The following is a 20483-nucleotide window of genomic DNA, read 5'->3' on the forward strand; positions in this document are numbered from 1 at the left end:
ATGTGACGCATCAACTCTAACCAGTATATAAAAGTTAATCAAAATTTTAAATACCTCATTTCACAGGCTCGGATGATCCAGCTCATACAGATTACGGTAACGAGACTGCTCCTGCCACAGCTGCTCATGACTGCCGCGCATGGAAATGGTGCCCTGCTCCATAAAGATCACCTCGTCCATATGCTCCATTCCTGTGAGATGATGCGTGATCCAGATCAATGTTTTGCCCTTCAGCACACGAAACATCGTCTGCATGAGCTCATGCTCTGTCAGCGGGTCAAGCCCCACTGTCGGCTCATCCAGCAAAACAATCGGGTGATTTTGCAGCAAAATCCGCGCCAGTGCAATTCGCTGTTTTTCTCCACCGGAAAAACGAAGGCCTGTCTCATGCATTCGGGTATCGTAGCCCTCCGGCAAAGAATCAATTAGAGTTCCAAGCCCTACCTGCTCCGTCACTGCACGCACCTCATCCAGCGTAGCATCGGGTCGTCCCAGCCGAATATTGTTCGCTACCGTTGTATCGAATAAATACGGCTGCTGGTTCAGCACCGCAAATAGATTGGAGTATGCTCCACCTGTGTATACGGGAATCCCTGCGACAGTGACGCTCCCTTCATCAGGCTGCAATGCTCCCTGAATCAGATTCAGTAGCGTGGACTTGCCCGCACCACTGCGACCAAGCAATGCAACCTTGCCCCCCTGCGGTACGTGCAAGGAGATATCACGCACGCTCCATTCCTGCGTTGCCGCATAGCGGTAGCTTACGTTGTTCAGCAGCAGGTCTCCTCCGTGGCCCAATCCCAGAGCGGCAGCCTGCTCATCTATAGTGTCAGCTGTGCCGCCTGCTGCTGGGTGTCCTGCATCCACAGTAACCGGAAGCGATGATGACACAGGTGTAGGTGTGTCTTTCTCCGAATCCTTCAACCGTCGAAGGGAATCCTGATACTCCGGTGCATGCACCACTGCTTCTCCAGCGCGAACGAAGGCATCCAGCAATGGGAAAGCCACAAGGGCAAAGGATGCCAGCCATGTGGCTTCTATACGATTCTGTGCTACCAGTCCTCCGGCCCACACAGTCATAATCACAACCCCGCCACCTACAACGCATTGTGCGATCCAATGAGAACGCCACTCGCCCCGGCGAAGTGAATTTTCCATCACGGCAGCCCTATTGTGCCGTTGTGTAAAGGTACTCAGGAAATGCCCAGTCCGTCCGCTCAGCACCAGATCACTCATGCCGAACAGAGCATCCGTCAGGTCCTGATAGGCTTTACTCCGTTCCTGCTTGAACATTCGCCGTTTGGCGAGTGAGGTCCATAGTGAGATAGCTGGGGCAATAAAAAGCAAAAATCCTCCATATAGCGCCATAAGCAAGGCAAAGGTTCCGTCCATCCGTCCGAGCGCCGAGATGCCTGCTGCATAAATCAGCAAAGCCGATAGCGCAGGCAGAACTAGCTTCAGATAGATGTTTTGAAGCTGTTCAATATCCTCTGCCAGCAACCCCAATAAATCCCCTGTACGGAATTTGCTGCGGATCATCAGCGCCTGCGGTTCTACTGCCCGATATAAGCGTACCCGCATACGGGACACCAGACGCAGTGCGGCATCATGTCCTACCAAGCGTTCCAGGTACTGAATAACCGCTTTACTAAAACCAAATGTTCGCACAAGCACAATTGGAACGTACACCATTAATATATTTTCCGGTTTTAAGGCCGAACGGGTAATCAGATGACCGGACGTAAAAAGCAACGCGCCCGCACATCCAATGGCCAGCGCGCCTAAAAGAGCAGCTAGCAGAAAGGCCCAAAAATATTGTCTCAGATACGTCACAAACCAGCCTTGTCTGCTATTATCCGTTACTCTCATATCGTCCGTTCCCTCCTTCCGACATCCCCGTCAGCAATCGGTAATATGCCCCCTTACGGGCAATCAATTGTTTATGGGAACCTACTTCTTCCAGACGACCTTGATTCATCATCCAGACACAGTCCATATCTGGCATCCAATGTAGCCGGTGGGTGGCAAGAAACACTCTTTTGTGTTTCAAAACCGATAAAATCGTCTGTTTTAGCTCCCACTCTGTCTCAATATCCAGATGCGCCGTAGGCTCATCCAATAAAATGACCGGACGGTTACTGAGCAACGCCCGCGCCAATGCAATCCGCTGCGCCTGTCCTCCGCTCAACGTCCTACCCGCTTCACCAATGGGCTCATTCATTCCACCCAGAAGACCGTCTACCAGTTCACGCAGTCCAACCGCGTCAACCGCCCACTCCACCTGCTGGTTGGATGCCTCCGGTTCATAAAAACGGATATTATCTGCCAGAGAAGCGCTAAACAGGTATGGATGCTGTGGAATATACGCAATATGCCGTTGCCATTCAGCTTTTGCATCCCCAGCCAATCTGCATCCATTCAGGAGCAGTTCGCCCGAAGTGGGATCAGCAAAACCGCCAAGCAGACTAAGCAGCGTCGTTTTACCTGCTCCACTAGCTCCAACGATGCCGATCATGTTCATGTGCGGTTCAACATTGGCAGACACATGTTCAAGCCGAGCCGAACCGTCTTCATTAAGGAGGCACACATCGGACAGCTCGAGAATGTCCTGTCCCGTGATGTCCAATCCTTTATCGTTAGCTGCCTGTTTATTCGGCTCGGTCGCGTCATCTTCTTTACTGAGAATGGAGCGGATTGCTCCCCAAGCCTCCTTACCATCCAGTGAAGCATGATAGTCTGATCCCAACTGGCGTATGGGCATAAAATATTCTGGAGCCAGAATAAGCACCGCAAGCGCTGCCTCCAAACCCACCGAGCCACTAATCAGGCGCAAACCCAAGCCTACCGCAACAAATGCGACCGATAGCATACTAAAAAAATCAAGGGCAAATGAGGAAAGAAACGCTACCCGCAGCGTGCGCATCGTTGCCGTGCGGTATTGGTCGCTGACCTTCCCAACCGTTTCCCCATGCTCTTGGCTACGACCCAAAAACCTTAGTGTCTGAAGTCCACGCAGCGAATCCGTGAAATGATGAGATAACAGACGATAGGAACGCCACTGCTTGTCTGCCTGCTTCCGCGCCGCCAAGCCGAGTAAAATAAAGAAGCCTACCAGAATCGGCATCGTAGTCGTCAAAATCACACCTGAAATGACATCCAATGTGAAAACATACACAAGTACAAGTATAGTTACAGCCATCATGTCAATCATACGAGGAATGGACAGTTCCAAATACGTGCGAAAACGATCCATGCCGTCCAGCGCTAGCGTCACCAACTTGCCGCTACCTTCCTGCGCTGCAAAACCCGGTCCCCGTTCGAACAAACGTGCAAGCAGACGCTCCCGTAAGGAAGCGCCTGAAGCTTCAGCAAAACGGCCTGCTGTCCGGCGTTGCAGCCAGATCGCCGTATGCCTCGTTGCAAAAGCAGCGAAAAACAACGCCAGCGACGGCCAAGCCATCACCAGCGGATTTTGTTCAAACAAAATCGTAACAGCCTTTGCCAAGAAGACTGCTTGTGCAATCACTGCGGCCCCCTGGAGCAGGGAAAGGGCAGCCAGTAGCAGCATCACTGGCCGAATGCCCTTTAATTCAAACCATGCCTTATCCATTAGTATTCCAAATGATCCTTCTCACTGAGACGCTTATGGAAAACAAAATAGCTCCACGCCTGATAAGCCAGCACAAAGGGTAAAAGCGTTGCTGCAACAATCGTCATGGCTTTCAGTGTGTAATGACTGGAGCTTGCATTATAAATCGTCAAATCAAAAGCACTGTTAATCGAGCTCACCATAAATCTTGGGAACAAACCGACGAATAACGAAACGAAGGTCAGCAAAATCACTGCACCTGTCATCCCGAAGGCCCATCCTTCGCGGCGCTGCTTCAGGAAGTACCACGTCAGCACATAGGCGACAATTCCGACTGCTACCGCAGCATACATAAAGGGACCGCGACGCGCAAATAAATCCGTTGCAAAATAAGTCCATACCACCATGCCCGCAAGTAAAATGCCCAATACCGGAAGAAATTTGGATGCCATCACGCGAGCACGATCCCGTACTTCTCCAATCGTCCGCAGAGAAATAAACGTCAGTCCGTGCATTAGGCACATTCCGACCACTGTCAGTCCAATCCATACGGTATATCCATTGAATACATCGGAAAATCCAGCTTTCAAATCCATGTTTTGCTGAATAGGTACACCTTTCACCAAAGCCGCAAAAGCCATACCGAACAGCATCGGCGGTAGAAAGCTGCCAATCAGAATGCAGGTATCCCACGTTCCTGTCCACCATTTCCCTTCAGCCTTGCCGCGGAACTCAAAAGAAACTCCACGCAAAATCAAACCTAGCAAAATAAAGACAAATACCAGATAATATCCACTGAACATGGTTGCATAAAAATGCGGGAAAGCGGCAAACATCGCACCTGCTGCTGTAATCAGCCACACTTCGTTGGCATCCCAGAATGGACCAATCGTATTGATCATCAAACGTTTTTGTTGGTCATTACGCGGCACCAATCCCGTGGCCATCCCCACGCCAAAATCAAAGCCCTCCAGAAAAAAGAAACCGGTAAACAGCACTGCGATCAATAAGAACCATAAGTCATTTAGCGTCATTATTGTCACCCCCTTGGGCAAATGGATCATGAATTACCGTTTGTTGATGTGGCTCGATATCCGGACCTTTGCGAGCCGTACGATAAAACAGGAACGCCAGCACACCTGTTAAAATTAAATACAATGTGGTAAATGAGATGAACGAAAATAGCACTTCTCCTGCCACAACGGTAGGCGAAACAGAATCTTTTGTTTGAAGTAAACCAAATACCGTCCACGGTTGGCGACCTATTTCAGTCATGATCCAACCTGAAGTATTTCCAATGAACGGAAGGGATATCCCCCATATCATAAGACGGAAGAACCAGCGATGTGAACCTTCCAGCTTTTTACGGAACGTCAGGTAAGCTCCGTATAAAGCGAGTGCAATCATCCCACATCCCGCCGCAATCATAATACGGAAGCTCCAGAACGTGGTACGTACTGGCGGGATATAGTCGCCCGGACCATAGGTTTTCTCATATTCTGCCTGAAGCTCATTCATACCGGGCACAGAGCCAGTAAATTTACTATAGGATAGAAAACTCAAAGCAAAAGGAACTTTAATCTCAAAGGTATTTTCCTTTTTTTCAGGATCAATCCCTGCAATAACTGTCCAAGGAGCGGGGTCACCACTGTTCTCCCATAATCCCTCACTGGCAGCCATCTTCATCGGTTGTGTTTTCACCAAATATTGAGCCTGTCCATGACCAAACAAAGGAATAGCAATGGCACTGATTAAGGCAACAATAATACTCAATTTAAAAGAAGGTTTAAAAAAGTCCATATTCTTTTTGTGCATCAGCTTCCATGCACTGATACCCGCGATCAGAAATGCTCCTGTCGCAAAAGCAGCAAACAATGTATGTGGGAATTCCCATAACAGTTGTTCATTCGTTAGCAGAGCAGCAAAATCTTTCATTTCTGCACGTCCATTTTGAATCTCATAGCCTACTGGACGCTGCATGAAGGAATTAGCAGCTAGAATCCACAATGCCGATAACATCGTACCGATCGATACCAACCACATACAAATTAAATGGACCGTTTTGGACAATCTTTCCCAACCGAATACCCATAATCCGATAAAGGTCGATTCCAGGAAAAATGCAAGCAGCGCTTCAATCGCCAGAGGCGTACCGAATACATCACCCACAAAACGGGAAAAGTCCGACCAGTTCATCCCGAACTGGAATTCTTGCAAAATCCCGGTGACGACGCCCAGTGCAAAGTTAATCAGCAGAAACGTTCCCCAGAATTGAGCCATTTTTTTGTACAAGTCATTTTTCTTGATAACATACATAGTCTCCATAATTGCCACCAATAACGACAATCCAATGGAGATCGGCACATAAACAAAGTGAAGAATCGTTGTGGTTGCAAACTGCAACCGTGCCAAATCCAATACGTCCATGATGTTGCTCCTCCCCCTACACTTCTCTTAACATTGATTTATAGTGTCTGTAATCTGAAGTCTTCTACATTTGTGATAGCATTCACATTCTTACATATGCAGCGGTCACTTTTTTAGAAAATGACTCACTCAACTACCTTCACTATGGTTATCATGATCCGGCTTCAGATTATCCCCATTATATAGAATAAATTTAAATGAAATAGAATCGAAAATGTGAACATCGTGTCAAAGCTGTGTCATAATGATGGCGATTTGATGAAAACGACCTAAACTCCATAATAAATGTGACATTTTCGATTGATCTATCTGTTTTTTCACCATAAAAAAGAGCCCCTCTTCGTTCGGAGGTTGTACCTCCGACATCTGCAAGAGAGACTTCATAGCGTTATACCTAGGATTCTATCAACAGCCATCTGTTCCTCCGTTCTTTTGAACCCGATTACGATAGGAGGAAGGTGACATTCCAGCATACTTTTTAAATTTACTATGAAAATAATCTGCGTTCGCATACCCTACGCGTTCCGCCACCTGGTGTACCTTAATTCCTTGTGCAAGCAACTCCCTTGCTCGCTCAATCCTCACCTTATCCAGGTAGGCATTAAAGGCCTCGCCAGTATGACTTTTGAACAATTTGCCCAAATAGCCACTATTGTAATTAAACATATCTGCCAGTAACTCCAATCGCAAATTTTCATCATAATGACTATGAATAAAGTCAATCATTTGTTTCATGATGATGTCCTTGCCACTGGGATCAGTCTGTCCAATCCATTGCAACACATGCTCCAGCGAGTGATCCACCAGCTCGCCCAATGTGGAATAAGCATATACATCGGTTATAAAGCTGGAGTGCTCCTTCAGCACGGTTCGGCTGTGATCCTGTCCGGCTGCATACTTGTTCAACGCCAGTGTGAATGTTTGTGCGAACGCCGCCTTGATTGCAGATTCTGTGCGATAAATCCGTGGAAATTGGCCTTCCATTTCCTTAATGACACGGGTTGCAGCTTCACTATTAGCCATATCTAGCGCATAGTACAGCTTTTCTGCATAACGTAGGGGATCATCTGTAGCATTATCAGACGCTCCACTCATTTCAGTCTCGACTGTCTCCAATTCGTGTAGGTCTCCGGAAAGCATGACTCTTTCTGCCCGGAACAAAAACGTACGTTCTAGCAATCGTAGTGCCTGCTCAAAAGATCTGGGAATGTCGTTAAGAGTGGCTACAGGATCACCGGCAGCCACATAAATTTCCGCTGCCCACGGTTTTAGCTCCTGTCGCCAAGTAGCCAGTAACTGAACAGCATCTTTCTTCGTTTGTAACGTGGCGGGAAGCAAAAGACCCATATATATTCCAGCCTCAAACACGATACCTCTGCCCTGCTCGTGGCACAATTCTGTTAGCCGCTGCTTTGCTGCCGACTGCCGAGCTTGCCGATCCCAGTCAGGTATACGTAAATCTATCAGAATAATCTGATAGCTACTCCAGTCCAATGCTGGTAACGCTGGCTGTTGTCCATGTTTTCCGTTACCGCTTTGATGTTCAGCTTGCTTGGATGCTCTGTGCAGATAATCGCTGCTTTCCACAGCATTACGAGCATGCTCTTGATGAACCGGAAACAATAGCGCTTCGATCCAATTACGCTCATGGGAAGGTGGACTTCCCCATTTGCCGACTTCTTTCTCGTCCTCAATGTTTTGCCGTACCCGTTTCAACTCTGACGTCATTTCTTCCTCATCAACTGGCTTCAGTAGATAGCCATCTACTCCGAAGCCCATGGCTTGCCGTGCATAATCAAAGTCTGCATATCCGCTTAATATGAGAAAATGATACGGCTCCCCGTTCTTTTCACGTATACTACGTATAACCTCCAGTCCACTCATCCCGGGCATACGAATATCTACAATGACTAGCTCCGGCCGATGCTCTCCGAACTTATCCAGAGCCTCGCGTCCATTCCCTGCCGTATCGACAATACGGAAGCCACAATCCCCCCAGTCAATAATGGAGGACAATCCTTCACGAATCGCTGGCTCGTCATCTACAATCATCGCTTTATACATTCGACTCTTCCTCCCTTGGTATGGAAAAGTATACGGTTGTTCCTACTTGTAATGCGCTTTCAATATGCAATCCATAACGTTCACCATACATCAATGTCAGACGTTGATGTACATTACGCAGGCCAATACTACTCCCTTCTGGCTCATCCGTCCCCCTGATCCGAGCTAGCAGACGGGTCAGTTGCCCAGCTTCCATGCCGATCCCGTCATCTTCTACTTTAATTTTCAACTCTCTTTGTTCTATTGCAATATTTACCTTCACGGTAACCGGCTCTTCCTTATTTTCCAGTCCATGAATGACCGCATTTTCCACCAGCGGTTGTATGATTAAGGGAGGAATCGACATGTCCGTCGCATCTTCTTCCAAATTCACTTCATAGATCAAGCGATTTCCAAATCTGAATTGCTGAATTTGCAAATAGGATCGCACCATATCCAGCTCCTGTAGTACCGTCGTTTTACCACTGCCAATCTCCAGATTCCGGCGCATCAGCCTGCCAAGCAAACGCACCGTCGTTGCAATTTCCGCTTCCCCATTCAGATGTGCTTTCATTCGAATAGATTCTAATGCATTAAACAGAAAGTGTGGATTAATTTGGCTGGCCATCATTTTTAACTTGATATCCTTTTGTGCCAATTCCAGCCTGTTGTTGTGCTCACTCGTCTCATAGACCTGCGCCATGAGTTGGCGAATACTACTCACCATATAGTTGAAACGGCGGGATAAATCCCCGATCTCGTCCCTTCCCTCCACACTCGATACCACATGAAAATCGCCCGCGGCTACCTTACCCAGCTCATAGCTCAACCGCTGTAGGCGTTTGGTAATCAGCCAGGAAATGATGGTGATCAGAATCAGTGCCATAATCAGCACTGCAAGAACACATAAAGCACCAATCAGACTGATTCGATTGGCTCCTTGTACAATATGCTCCGTTGAAAACACTGAAATAATCGTAAATCCGCTCACACTGGAGGCGGGCAGCAGCTCATCCACGATGATGTTGGAGGGCATTCCGTTGATTTTCGCTTCATATATCCCCTTACCCGCACGCTGGACATCAAAGCCCAAATGTAAATCGCCCAACGTCTGCCCCACCGACTGCGGGCGAGTAGCTGCGACCACAATCCCGTTACGATCCGCAATCAATGTTTCAAAAGGCTCCTTGCTCAGCATATGATTCAACTCGGTCTGGCTCAGCGATATCATCAGAACTCCCTTGGTATTGTATTCGGGAAATGGAATTTGCCGTACCAGGCTTAAGCGATTAACCGGGTTATCCTCCTTATCCTGAATGTAAAACCAGTTAATCGCCGTCCCCTTCAAAGCCGTCTGGAACCACTGCTGCCGCTCAATGTTAGAGTCCACTGGAATAAACTCCAGATTATTGACAAGCGTCGGATTGTACGAATAGAACCGGATGGTAGCAACTTCTCTATATTGCTGAGTATACTCATTAAAATCCTTGTATTGATGATACGCATTCATCAGCTCTACCATACCCGGATACCGTCGGTTCGCCATCTCCCTCAGCCTTTTATCGAACATGAGCCCATTTGAAATATCCGTTGGCACACGCAGTAAATTTGCCGTCTGGCTCTTGATCTTTTCCACATTGTTTACCGTCTGGGCAATTGCACTATTCAATGCCTGCTCTCGCAAATAAAAAGTAACGCAGCCGCCAACCACCAGCACCGGAATCATGACAATTAGTACGTAGGAGAACAGCAGCTTATTCCGCATACGCATATTACTCATCAGAAGCCATACTCCACGATTCATGCCATCCCTCCCACAAGATAAGCGCTTACATTTTTTGCGTGTTTTACATCCTCCAGCTCGACCTATGTGTATGTATCCAGTTTAATGCTTCGTAACCTCTATATCTATATTTTTTGCAAAATTTAAAAAATGTGGCGAACAGTGTCACCACACTTTACGATTCCTAAACTATTTACGTACAAAAGGTTCGATATGCACTCCCTGCGGTAGCTTGTGCGGATCCTCCGGGTTGATACGGTCATAGAACATAATGCCGTCCAAATGGTCCATTTCATGCTGTACAACAATCGCTGCATAACCTTTGAACGTCAATAGCTCCTGTGTTCCGTCTGGTAAAGTGGCCTTAATACGAATTTTTTCGTAACGCGGTACATATCCGGCTACGTACCGATCTACCGACAAGCACCCCTCACCCTGTTCCAAATAAATCATGGACGTGGAGTGGCTGACTAACTTCGGATTAAACAACGCATACTCTACCGTTTTGTCTCCATCTTCATAATAAATAGCGCACATTCTTTTGTTCAAACCTACCTGGTTTGCAGATAACCCCACACCCGGGCGCAGTTCATAGCGGGTAGCCAGCTCTTCATTTTGGCTATTTTTCAGATAATCCAGCATCCATTGCATCTGTTGAAGATCCTCTTCAGATAGTGGCAAGCATACCGGATCAACCTTCGTACGCAAAATAGACTCCCCTTCACGCACGATATCCTTCGTGAGAAGCATGTCCATCGATTGATTACTCATTCGTCAGCCTCGATTCATTAAAATAAATATATTTTCATGTGATGTACTGCCATGTAATATGTGATGCGGTGCAAAAACTGTGGGATTTCCCGGTTTTCTGCAAGTTTTATCCCATAAATTATATCTATTCATGAAATGAATTGTCAAAATAAAGCGACGTTTTTTGGGGGGGAAATTGGCGCAATAAAGACCTCTACGGGGGCGTCCTACTCTTTTAGATTAAGTCATTAAATATACACTGCCTTTATTATTTATCACATTAAATGATTTTGTCTCTATATAAAAGCCTCCTAAATCATTTCAATGATCAGGAGGCTTTTGAAAATAATTTTTCTTACTATTAAGATGGCTGCTCCAACGCACTTGGAGCTTCACTAAACAGCTTCGCCTTTGGATTCGGGTGTGTCCAGGTATTATAATATTGCGAGTTCTTGCCGTAGGAATTGTCAATGACAACGTGCGGCATATCAAGCAGGCAGGCCAGAATGTGACCGTGTAGCCGTGAAGTGCGAACCTCGCGATAAGAACTGAACAGCGTAACCGCCTTGTTCATGAGATGGTCGGTGTACTTGTACCAGAATGTACGGGTAGGCAACGGGCCGCCGATTTTCTTATTCAGTCGGTAAAACTTTTGGAAATAGACGATCCCCTTCACTTCCAGCGGAGTGAATAAAGTATCCCAGTCCAGACGGTGTGAGGCATCAGCCTCGTCATCGAATTTTTTTTGGCCCCCCACCGTTTCAATATCCGTACGCAGGAAGTACAGTACGTCCTTCACGGTTTCCGTAGTCGGCTTCAATGGCCACAGCTGGTGCGCCATATCAGGACATAATTTGATACTGCACTGGTTCAGTTTATCTTTAGCCCACTGATAAGAGCGTGTATCCCGCACAAACATATGTAGATCCGGGTGAGCATTAAACAGGGCAGCCACCTCATTAGCCTTCTGTTCAGACTGGAAGTGGATCGTCTGCGGCATGATTACAATTCGGTGGTTAGGGAAATCACGAACGATGCGTTCTCGCAAATTTTGGTGATTTGAATATAGATCGCCAAAGTTGCCACCGCCGTGGCATACGATAATCCAGTCGCCCGGAATATGAAGCTGATCGGGAATATCCATGGCGCTATAACGGGCACGGACACGAATGCCATTATCCTTAAAGAACGCTTCGGTGCCTTTCATGATCAGTACGTCTCCACCGTTGTTATAGACGGGATAATCAACATAAATAATGTTCGAACCTTGAGGGACTACGTCGAGAATGACGCTCAGCTTATTTTTCAGTTTAGCCATGGGATGCGAATTCGGCATCTTTCAGTTCTCCCTTCCTACGCTTCTTTTGTATAGTCTGCAAGACAAATGTAATATCACTTTTATCAAAAATGATCCGGGATAGCGGAACATTGAAAAACATTGGGAACGAGAACAACGAGAACGCTAAGCGTACACAAGCACCCACAAGCAAAGCAATAGCAATGCCGTCCAAACCGAAGATCGGTGTACAAATAAAAAACAGACCAACGGTGATCGCATAGGCCACAATTTGCCGGAACAATACCAGTCCCGGACGACCGAGTGCGTTAAAAGCCGAAGCCAGAATCCATGAGCCACCACCAATAATACATTCCAATGATAGTAGGTAGAACGTTAGCGATGCTTCCAGAAAAGCAGGCCCGTACAGCAAACCCAGCATGTATCGACCAATAAAGAGAGCCGGTACAATGACGATTAGCATCGCAGCCATAGAGATGCGAAAAGCACGACCCACCGTTTCGACAATTTTGCTGTGTTCCATCCCTGTCACTTTCGGGAAGGTTACATTAGTGACGGCATTTTGCACCACATTGAACACACGGGACAAGGCGTAGACAACAGAGTACAGACCGAACGCTTTGGGTGACAGCAGCGCCACAATGACGATTTTGTCCGTTTGTGTGGACAGCGTTCCCATCAACTCCATCCCATACACCCGTGCTCCATAGCTATAATAAGGGCGCAGCACTTGGCGGCTGGTAAATGGGCGGAAAGTACGCAAATTCATATACTTGCGCAAACGGAGGAACGCCCACACTAGTGCAAGGAAACTCGCGGCAAAATTCACTGCTCCAGCCAGTTGCACATTGAGCAAGCCCATCAGCCACAGTGTCACCAGACCGATGAAATTCAGTAGTGGGTAGTAAAACAACAGGCCGTTATATACGCTAAATCGATCCAGCCCTTGCGACAATGCTGTCGTCAGCGCTGTAAGCACTGCCAGCGGTATGGCTGCCGCACAATAAAGCTGGGACAGTTGGATGATGTCCGCACCATAACCATTCAGCCACAGCGGCATGCATATCCAGGCCACCGCTCCTGCCAACAAGCTGGCAGGCAACTGAATCCAGAGCGACAACGCCAGCAATTCTTCCGTCGTGCCTGTTTTCTTCTTGATGTTATAAATTAACGACGTTGGTAACCCGAAGCTCAACACACTGCCGATCAGCGTAGGCCAGAACAGAACTGCCGCCAGTTCTCCTTTCCCCTCTACTCCGAGCATACGTGCGGTCAGGATGGAAGTCAGGGTCGTGACGATTAGCACAAAAAAATTGTTAAAGCTCGTGCGCATGATCGTTTTGGCGAGACTGTCACCCGTGAATACTTTCCTTGCTGCTGTCCAAGTGCTCATGTTACGTCCAACTCCTGTTCCTTATTAAGCCTCTCGTCTCTATGCTCGCATCGCGTCTTTTGACGCACCTCCATCAGCCTACCGTTTTTTTGGAATTGCGTTCAGGCAACTGCCCCCCGCCAACAAGCTCCTTTGGACTTGAAAAGATTGCTTTCAACGCTCTTCTATAGCCTTGAAAGGCAGTATGATTTTTCTTGGGCTTTTCTCTCAAAATCTGATACAACGTCGTCCAGTATAGCGCTGCATAACCAATCGGCCCAGATCCCTCATCACGCAGTAAATGAATATGATTCATCACCCGCATATAAGTAACCTGCTCCATATTGTCGCGTGAGGACGGCGATTCGTGATGAAGCAGCGTAAGCGCCGGGTTAATGTATAACGGACCGCTTTTCATTGCGATGCGCGAAAGTAACAGATCCTCGCCTACGCTATAGCTTTGCAACCAAGGTACCGGCTCCAGACTGCGAATCGCCTCACGGCGAAATGACATATTGCAGCCATGAAAAAACTGGGTTCTAAACGTCTTCTTGGCCTTATGCCAGTTATACATCGAGCCGGACTGACCGCTGAGGGACAACCTCCCTTTGGACAAAGACTGCTGGAATGACAGCAAGCATCGAATCGTTCCCATGAAGCTGTTACTCATTCCCTGTGCAATACCGCCGACACCAGCAGCCTGCGGGTAAGCTTCATAGGTACGCATCAACTCATTTAAATAGTTGCTCGGCAACTCAACATCATCGTCAAGGAACAAAATAATGTCACCCTGCGCAAGTTCAGCTGTCTTTACACGAGATAACCATAATCCCGGCTGCTCCTTACGATGATATCGGTAGGTAATTCCTGCTCTGCCCAACTGACGCTCATAGCGTTCCAGCACATGCTTCGGCAGTTCTCCGTCATCAATAATCCATAGCTCGGTTTCACATGCCTCCGGTGCTCCCCCAATGGCAATTGAATTGATGCATCGGGTCAGATCGTCAACCCGATTTCGGGTGCACAGAGCAATGGACAAGCTTAACATCATACTCCCCCTTTATCCTGTCAATGTGTAAAAAAACAGATTACTGAACCGCCGGACCTAAATATTCGTTATATTTTTGCTTGCGCGGGTTCAGAATGAACAACACCCCCTGCTTGTATCCATCTGCGGCATTAAAATTGCGACGCAGCGTTTCTTTGAGCATCAAGTAGGATAAGGTCCATAAAAGGGCTCCATACTGAATCACTCCAGCCTTTTTCAAGGCAAGAAAATAATAGTGGTTAATCGCTGTAGCCTTGGCTACTTTGCCCGCCTTATCGCGCGAGCTTGGAGATTCATGATGAATAATGGTTAAGTCAGGATTGATAACCAATTTGCCGTAACGGCTCGCCAACTGGCACATGTACAAATCATCAGCCACAGCATAACTGGTCATCCACGGATACGGCTTCATATCCCGAAGCGCATCCCTACGAAAGGACATATTGCAGCCATGAAAGAATTCTGTATCGAAAACCTCAGTTGCTTCGCCCCAACGCAGCAAAGAACCTGCCAGACTACTAGGCGAGAGCTTGCCGAGGGATGAAGACATCTGAAATGTCAAAACGCCCAGCAGCTTTCCTGCCCGGCTCGAATGTAATCCCTTTGCAATCCCTCCAACACCCACAATCGTTTTATCCTGATCATAGGTATCGAGCAAGCGCCGGATATAGAGTTTATCGTCCAGTTCTGCATCATCGTCAAAATACAGCACAATATCATACCGCACAAGGGACAAGGCCTCATAGCGAGATAACCAAACGCCGGGACGACTTTTTTTATAATATTTCAAAACGCTTTGAGGCAATCCGGATACCATGTGACGGTACTGCTCGATCTGTTGGTCGGAAATATCACCGTCATCAACAATCAGCAGTTCTACAGCCGTATGCTCCAATTGCTGCTGTACTGCAATAGATTGTATACAGCGTGTCAGGTCTTCGATCCGGTTGCGGGTACAAATGATGATGGAGACATCGGACATGCCATTACCTCCTGTGTGTGTATCCAGATGCTTTGGAAGAGATATTCAAAGTTTTTCCAATTGCTGGATTATATATGTTTATTGTATCTTTGACAGCGTTTTAGTGTATATACCTCTTTTGTATACTTTTTCAGTCTCCAAAAGGGTAGACAATCCTCTAAAAAGAGCAAAAAAATAGGATTGGCTTCTAGTGCCAATCCTTATTTACCCTTGGAAGTCCAGAAACAACGTCGCATTCACATACCGACGTGCCATGGACAAAAAATAACTATTTTGCACCGCTACTGCTGCCACCAGCAAAGTATTACGCACTGCTTCACACTGGTTAGGGGTCAAATGCTGTAAACGACTGGTGTATTGATCAGCCGCCTGAACCAGCAACTCCTCTGTCGCACCTTCCTGACGCTGCTGTACTGTAACGGAATCTCCGTTATCCTTTACATAGCCTGCACCAGCAACATCGAGCAGTTGGTCTCCGTTCGCATCCAGCTCCTCAAACAAAGTTGAGTAGGCAGCGTACAAATCGACCGGCTGAATCAGATCGTCCGTATCATCTTCGGGCTGTTGGAACAGGATATGAAATAGCTGACGAATGGATTCAAAATCAAGACATGATTTTAAATCTTCTACAATGAGCAATATAGCTGCCTGGTTGACCGAGTATTTTTTGCCGATCTTCGGAGCGCCGAGAAATTCCTTGAAGTCGCGTTTGACCCAATTTTGCATAGATGCTAGTGACACATGGCTGTACTCGACTAGTTGCCCCAGGGAAACAATCTCTTGCAGCGAAAAGGCTGCGCTGTGCTTACCCTTGATGATTTTATCTAGCACAGGTGTCACATCGGTGTATAAAAATGTCGGCATCGCGCTCCCGGAGCGGGCGAGATGGCTATGAGTGCGCCTCCAGGCGTCCTGCAGAACGGCCAAAGGCTGCAATTCGCGGCGACCTTCCATGGCCAGCAGCAAATGGGCCATATCACGACGAGTAAGGGTAAAAGACTCCATCTGCTTTCCTCCCTTTATTACATTTCAAGTTCATTTGAACTCATCATACGCCCTCAAACTAGGCTTGTAAAGTGAAGCAATGAGACGTGCGGGTTCTATTATGCCTTATTTTCTGTGTAAATTGGAGGTAGGCGACCTGCTACGATTCCATATGAACCTTGTATATTTTCTTTTAAGTTCTTAAAATAAGTTCAAGTGAACTTAAAATGGAGTTCCTTAAAAAAATTGAACGAAAAAGGGATGAGTGAAAATTATATGGGTATAGGTGTCAGTCTATTTTTGTTTGCGGTGTTGATTTTATTTAGTGCTTTCTTCGTGGCTACCGAGTTTGCGATTATTAAAATCCGTTCCAGCCGGGTCGATCAGCTGGTTGTGGAGAACCGTAAAAACGCACTGGCGCTACAAAAGGTCGTCAATAATCTGGACGGCTACCTGTCCGCCTGTCAGCTTGGTATTACGATTACAGCGTTGGGACTCGGCTGGCTCGGTGAACCGACCGTAGTCAAATTGCTGGAGCCTCTCTTTCAACAGCTCAACATCAATGGGGATTTTTCACATATCCTGGCCTTTATTATTTCATTCGTCATTGTAACTTACCTGCACGTGGTGATCGGCGAACTGGCTCCCAAAACATTGGCGATCCGCAAAGCGGAAGCTGTCAGTTTGTTAACCTCTCCAGTCATCGTGTGGTTTAACCGGATTATGTATCCGTTTATTTGGCTCCTTAACGGCTCGGCCAATCGTCTGGTTCGTCTGTTTGGTCTTCAACCGGCTAGTGAGCATGAAGAAGCGCACTCTCAGGAAGAAATTCAGATCATTTTGTCCGAAAGCGTGGAAAGTGGTAAGATCAATAACACCGAATATGGCTACGTAAATCGTATCTTTGCTTTTGACGAGACCGTTGCCAAAGAAATTATGGTGCCACGTACAGATATGGTATGCTTGTTTACGAATCGCTCGCTAAAAGAAAACATGCTGACTATTCACGAAGAGCAGTATACCCGTTTTCCGGTGGCGACAGATAGCAAGGATCAGATCATTGGTATGATTAATACCAAACAGCTATTCCTTGAGTATGATCGCAATCCCGAGCTTGTTTTCGACAGCCTGATTCAACCGATCTTGACCGTTCCGGAAGTTATCCCCGTCAACACACTGCTGAAACGTATGCAGAAGGAGCAGGTTCATATCGCTCTCCTGGTCGATGAATACGGTGGAACCTCCGGTCTCATTACCATCGAGGACATTTTGGAGGAGATTGTTGGCGAAATTCGGGACGAATTTGATAAGGATGAACGGAAGGAAATCGAGAAACTGACGGAGAACAGTTATTTGATGGATGGTAAAGTGATGCTTTCCGATCTGAGTGATCTGACTGGCTTGACATTGGACGATGAAGACGTGGATACTGTCGGAGGGTGGGTGTATAGCCGGGTTCCGGAACCTAGACAGGGCAAGGAATTCATAGAAGAAGATGTGAAATTTATCATTCGTGAAATGGGTAAAAATCGTATTCGTCGGGTGGAGATTATTTTACACTACACATCCCCCGCATCTGAATTGGAAGCAGAATCGGACACTTCTTCCCGGGAATGAACCGTGTGACCTGAGCGTTTATCTTTGCACTTGACACTTGTGTTCACTCCTACTGAAATGACATATCTCCAGGGCAAACGGCTTAGGTCGTTTGCCCTGCACGCGTGTAAGGAGGAGCTAGTAAAGTGGATATTTTATCTTCTATTATTATGGGAATTATTGAAGGGCTGACAGAGTTTTTGCCGGTCTCTTCGACGGGTCACATGATCCTCACGGCTGATCTTCTAGGATTAAACACAGAGAATGATACGGTCAAAACGTTTGAGGTTATCGTGCAATTAGGTGCTGTGCTGGCAGTCGTCGTATTATACTGGCGCAGATTCCTGAGCCTGTTTGATTTCAGACGCAAAATCTCGAGTCAGCCACGTCTAAACCTGTTACATATTATTTTAGCCATGATCCCAGCTGGGCTAATTGGCGTACTGTTCCGTGATGTAATTAAGCAATACCTGTTTGGTCCTGAAACGGTTCTCTATAGTTTAGTCATCGGAGGCCTGTTGATGATTGCGGCCGAGAAATTTCATCCGCCCATTAGATCACATACGTTGGATGAGATCACGTACAAACAGGCTTTTACCATCGGTCTGTTCCAAGTCCTAGCTCTATGGCCAGGCTTCTCCCGTTCAGGCTCAACCATGTCTGGGGGCCTATTCGCACGTGTAAGTCATACGGCAGCCGCGGAATTTACATTCCTCGTATCGGTTCCGGTCATGCTGGGTGCATCGGGTATTGATATGATTAAAAGTATGGATCATCTGTCTATGAGTGATTTTCCGGTGTTCGCAGCAGGCTTTATTACTTCCTTTATCGTCGGGATGCTGGCGATCAAAACATTCCTCGGTCTGCTCAAACGCTTGAGCCTGACTACGTTCGCCATTTACCGCTTCGTGCTGGCGGCTGTGTTCTTTTTCATTATTTTATAAGCCATTGTTTGGTACCAATAACCAATAACTAAAAAGGGATATCCATAGGGTCTGAATGATCAGCCTTGGATATCCCTTTTACTATTTTGCAGAAAGGATAGATCGTACTGAACGATCCCCCTATCATGCGTTCTGATTATTGTTTGGATTCCAGTGTAGTCAAATATTCCGAGATTTGAGCTGGCGTTTTAGCGTATTTGCTGTGCAAATGAGCAATTTTTTCGCCATTTCGGAACACGAGCAGACTCGGAATGCCGCGCACTTGATTTTCGTCGGCAATCGGCTGGAATTTCTCCGCATCAAGCGCAAAGAAACGCTTATCCGCGTTTTCTTCTATAATGCCGTCCATAAATTTATCCAGTGTCTTGCAATCCGGACACCAGGTTGTATCAAATTTCACGACGGTCAGACCGTCACCGTTAATTAAATCCTGATATTGCTGCTGAGATTCGATGCGTTCCATTCGTTAGTCCCTCCTAGGTTGTATTTACAAAACATCTCCATATTCACATATGGAATTATATAAACGGAAGCTTATTCTTATATTGTAATGGTTCTTTTATAAATTGCAACTGGGACGGGTACATGTTTGACACTTGTCCCATCATTGCCGGGATCAGCGGTATTGCGCATCATAACGATTGGCTCGGCTAATTTGCTGTAGCGCCTGCCGCTCTTGTTGAGTTAGCAGTGCAATATCTGCAGCAGAAATATTATGCTCCAATTGTCCCAAAGAGCTTGCACCCGGGATCACAGCAGCGACAGTCGGATGTGAAAGGCTATAACGGATAGCTGTCTGCCCCATACTACGGTCCGCCCCTGCAAAAGCCTTTAATTGCTTACGCACGTCCAGCAGCTCTGCTTCTTCGTAGTCTAGGTATCCCTTCGCTGCCTTTTCTTCCCCCTTATCAGCCAATACACCGCTCGCTACGGGTCCACGTGCAATCACGCTGATTCCCCGCTCCTGAAGCAAAGACAGTACCTCTTCCTCTGCACGTCGGTCCAGTAAACTATACTGATTCATAACACTAACGATATTCGAGCGTTTGACATATTCACGGATGACGTGCGGGCGAATGGAGGAAATACCATAATAACGGACGACGCCCTCCCGCTGTAGCTGCTCAAAAGCCTCAATGGTTTCGTCTATCGGATCGTTAATTGTCCCTCCATGCAGCTGATACAGGTCGATATAGTCCGTTCCCAGGCGACGCAGACTTTCTTTAACAGCTGACAGGATATATTTCTTGGACGGGTCCCATTCCCAGCCCTCCTGCCCTGGTATGCGCCGATTCCCAACCTTGGTCGCCAGGATAACATCCTGCCGCCGTCCACGGATCGCTGCCCCCACAATTTCTTCATTGCGTCCATGCTGGTACAAATCAGCCGTATCCAACAGATTTACGCCTTTATCCAACGCTTCATGAATCAAGTAAACAGCTTGCTGCTCCTCCGTACCGACCGACATACATCCCAGGCCAATCTCACCTACCAGCAAATCTGATGATCCTAGGCGGTTTCTTTTCATTTATGCTCCCCTCACTTCCAATAACGTATAACTTTAAATTTTCAATATTTCTCTATTGAATCAATTTCATAAATGATTAAACTAACGAAATGTATACTTCATATAGACAAATTAAACCATTTTGATCTATATGTACTCTT

General features: G+C 46.9%; 16 protein-coding genes. 2 read left to right on the top strand and 14 right to left on the bottom strand.

Features of this window, described 5'->3' with window-relative positions:
- Nucleotides 1-60: 60 nt before the first annotated feature.
- The 12 genes from cydC to NSQ57_RS21065 form a co-directional block, all read right to left on the bottom strand.
- Nucleotides 61-1869 (bottom strand): thiol reductant ABC exporter subunit CydC, encoded by a 1809-nt coding sequence (gene cydC, locus NSQ57_RS21010; protein ID WP_342425239.1) that lies wholly within the window; start codon nucleotides 1867-1869, stop codon nucleotides 61-63.
- A complete protein-coding gene (gene cydD, locus NSQ57_RS21015) occupies nucleotides 1853-3610 on the bottom strand; it encodes a thiol reductant ABC exporter subunit CydD (RefSeq protein ID WP_342425240.1) in 1758 nt (585 codons plus the stop codon). The genes cydC and cydD overlap by 17 nt, the downstream gene beginning before the upstream one ends.
- The gene (cydB, locus tag NSQ57_RS21020) at nucleotides 3610-4623 is read right to left on the bottom strand and encodes a cytochrome d ubiquinol oxidase subunit II (protein ID WP_342425241.1); all 1014 of its coding nucleotides are present in this window, start codon (nucleotides 4621-4623) and stop codon (nucleotides 3610-3612) included. The genes cydD and cydB overlap by 1 nt, the downstream gene beginning before the upstream one ends.
- Entirely contained in the window at nucleotides 4610-6016 is a 1407-nt protein-coding gene (locus NSQ57_RS21025) for a cytochrome ubiquinol oxidase subunit I (RefSeq protein WP_318628087.1), read from the bottom strand. Before NSQ57_RS21025 ends, cydB begins: the two co-directional genes overlap by 14 nt.
- A gap of 405 nt (nucleotides 6017-6421) precedes the next feature.
- Nucleotides 6422-8080, bottom strand: a complete 1659-nt coding sequence (locus tag NSQ57_RS21030; RefSeq protein ID WP_342425242.1) for a response regulator transcription factor — start codon at nucleotides 8078-8080, stop codon at nucleotides 6422-6424.
- Nucleotides 8073-9863, bottom strand: a complete 1791-nt coding sequence (locus NSQ57_RS21035) for a sensor histidine kinase (RefSeq protein WP_342425243.1) — start codon at nucleotides 9861-9863, stop codon at nucleotides 8073-8075. Before NSQ57_RS21035 ends, NSQ57_RS21030 begins: the two co-directional genes overlap by 8 nt.
- Nucleotides 9864-10031: 168 nt before the next feature.
- Nucleotides 10032-10613, bottom strand: a complete 582-nt coding sequence (gene def, locus NSQ57_RS21040; protein WP_023990342.1) for a peptide deformylase — start codon at nucleotides 10611-10613, stop codon at nucleotides 10032-10034.
- Nucleotides 10614-10953: 340 nt separating this feature from the next.
- On the bottom strand, nucleotides 10954-11928 hold the full coding sequence (locus NSQ57_RS21045) for a polysaccharide pyruvyl transferase family protein (RefSeq protein ID WP_342425244.1): 975 nt from the start codon (nucleotides 11926-11928) through the stop codon (nucleotides 10954-10956).
- Nucleotides 11903-13282, bottom strand: coding sequence for an oligosaccharide flippase family protein (locus NSQ57_RS21050; protein ID WP_342425245.1), 1380 nt, complete (start codon nucleotides 13280-13282; stop codon nucleotides 11903-11905). Before NSQ57_RS21050 ends, NSQ57_RS21045 begins: the two co-directional genes overlap by 26 nt.
- Nucleotides 13283-13355: 73 nt before the next feature.
- Nucleotides 13356-14309, bottom strand: a complete 954-nt coding sequence (locus NSQ57_RS21055) for a glycosyltransferase family 2 protein (RefSeq protein ID WP_342425246.1) — start codon at nucleotides 14307-14309, stop codon at nucleotides 13356-13358.
- A 40-nt stretch (nucleotides 14310-14349) separates the two neighbouring features.
- Nucleotides 14350-15291, bottom strand: coding sequence for a glycosyltransferase family 2 protein (locus tag NSQ57_RS21060; RefSeq protein ID WP_029519255.1), 942 nt, complete (start codon nucleotides 15289-15291; stop codon nucleotides 14350-14352).
- Nucleotides 15292-15495: 204 nt separating this feature from the next.
- Complete coding sequence (locus NSQ57_RS21065; RefSeq protein ID WP_039273781.1) at nucleotides 15496-16296, bottom strand: DUF1836 domain-containing protein; 801 nt, start codon at nucleotides 16294-16296, stop codon at nucleotides 15496-15498.
- 225 nt (nucleotides 16297-16521) lie between these two features.
- Between NSQ57_RS21065 and NSQ57_RS21070 the strand changes: the two genes are divergently transcribed.
- Both NSQ57_RS21070 and bacA read left to right on the top strand, forming a co-directional pair.
- Complete coding sequence (locus NSQ57_RS21070; protein ID WP_029519258.1) at nucleotides 16522-17892, top strand: hemolysin family protein; 1371 nt, start codon at nucleotides 16522-16524, stop codon at nucleotides 17890-17892.
- Nucleotides 17893-18017: 125 nt separating this feature from the next.
- Entirely contained in the window at nucleotides 18018-18815 is a 798-nt protein-coding gene (bacA, locus tag NSQ57_RS21075; RefSeq protein ID WP_029519259.1) for an undecaprenyl-diphosphate phosphatase, read from the top strand.
- A gap of 136 nt (nucleotides 18816-18951) precedes the next feature.
- Here the strand turns inward: bacA and NSQ57_RS21080 are convergent, their stop codons facing one another.
- Both NSQ57_RS21080 and NSQ57_RS21085 read right to left on the bottom strand, forming a co-directional pair.
- On the bottom strand, nucleotides 18952-19278 hold the full coding sequence (locus NSQ57_RS21080) for a thioredoxin family protein (RefSeq protein WP_025721930.1): 327 nt from the start codon (nucleotides 19276-19278) through the stop codon (nucleotides 18952-18954).
- Between the two features lie 153 nt (nucleotides 19279-19431).
- Nucleotides 19432-20343: an aldo/keto reductase gene (locus NSQ57_RS21085; RefSeq protein ID WP_342425247.1), complete on the bottom strand. Its 912-nt coding sequence runs from the start codon at nucleotides 20341-20343 to the stop codon at nucleotides 19432-19434.
- Nucleotides 20344-20483 lie beyond the last annotated feature (140 nt).

Origin of the sequence: Paenibacillus sp. FSL L8-0502, assembly GCF_038593055.1 — a bacterium.
GTDB lineage: Bacteria > Bacillota > Bacilli > Paenibacillales > Paenibacillaceae > Paenibacillus > Paenibacillus polymyxa_D.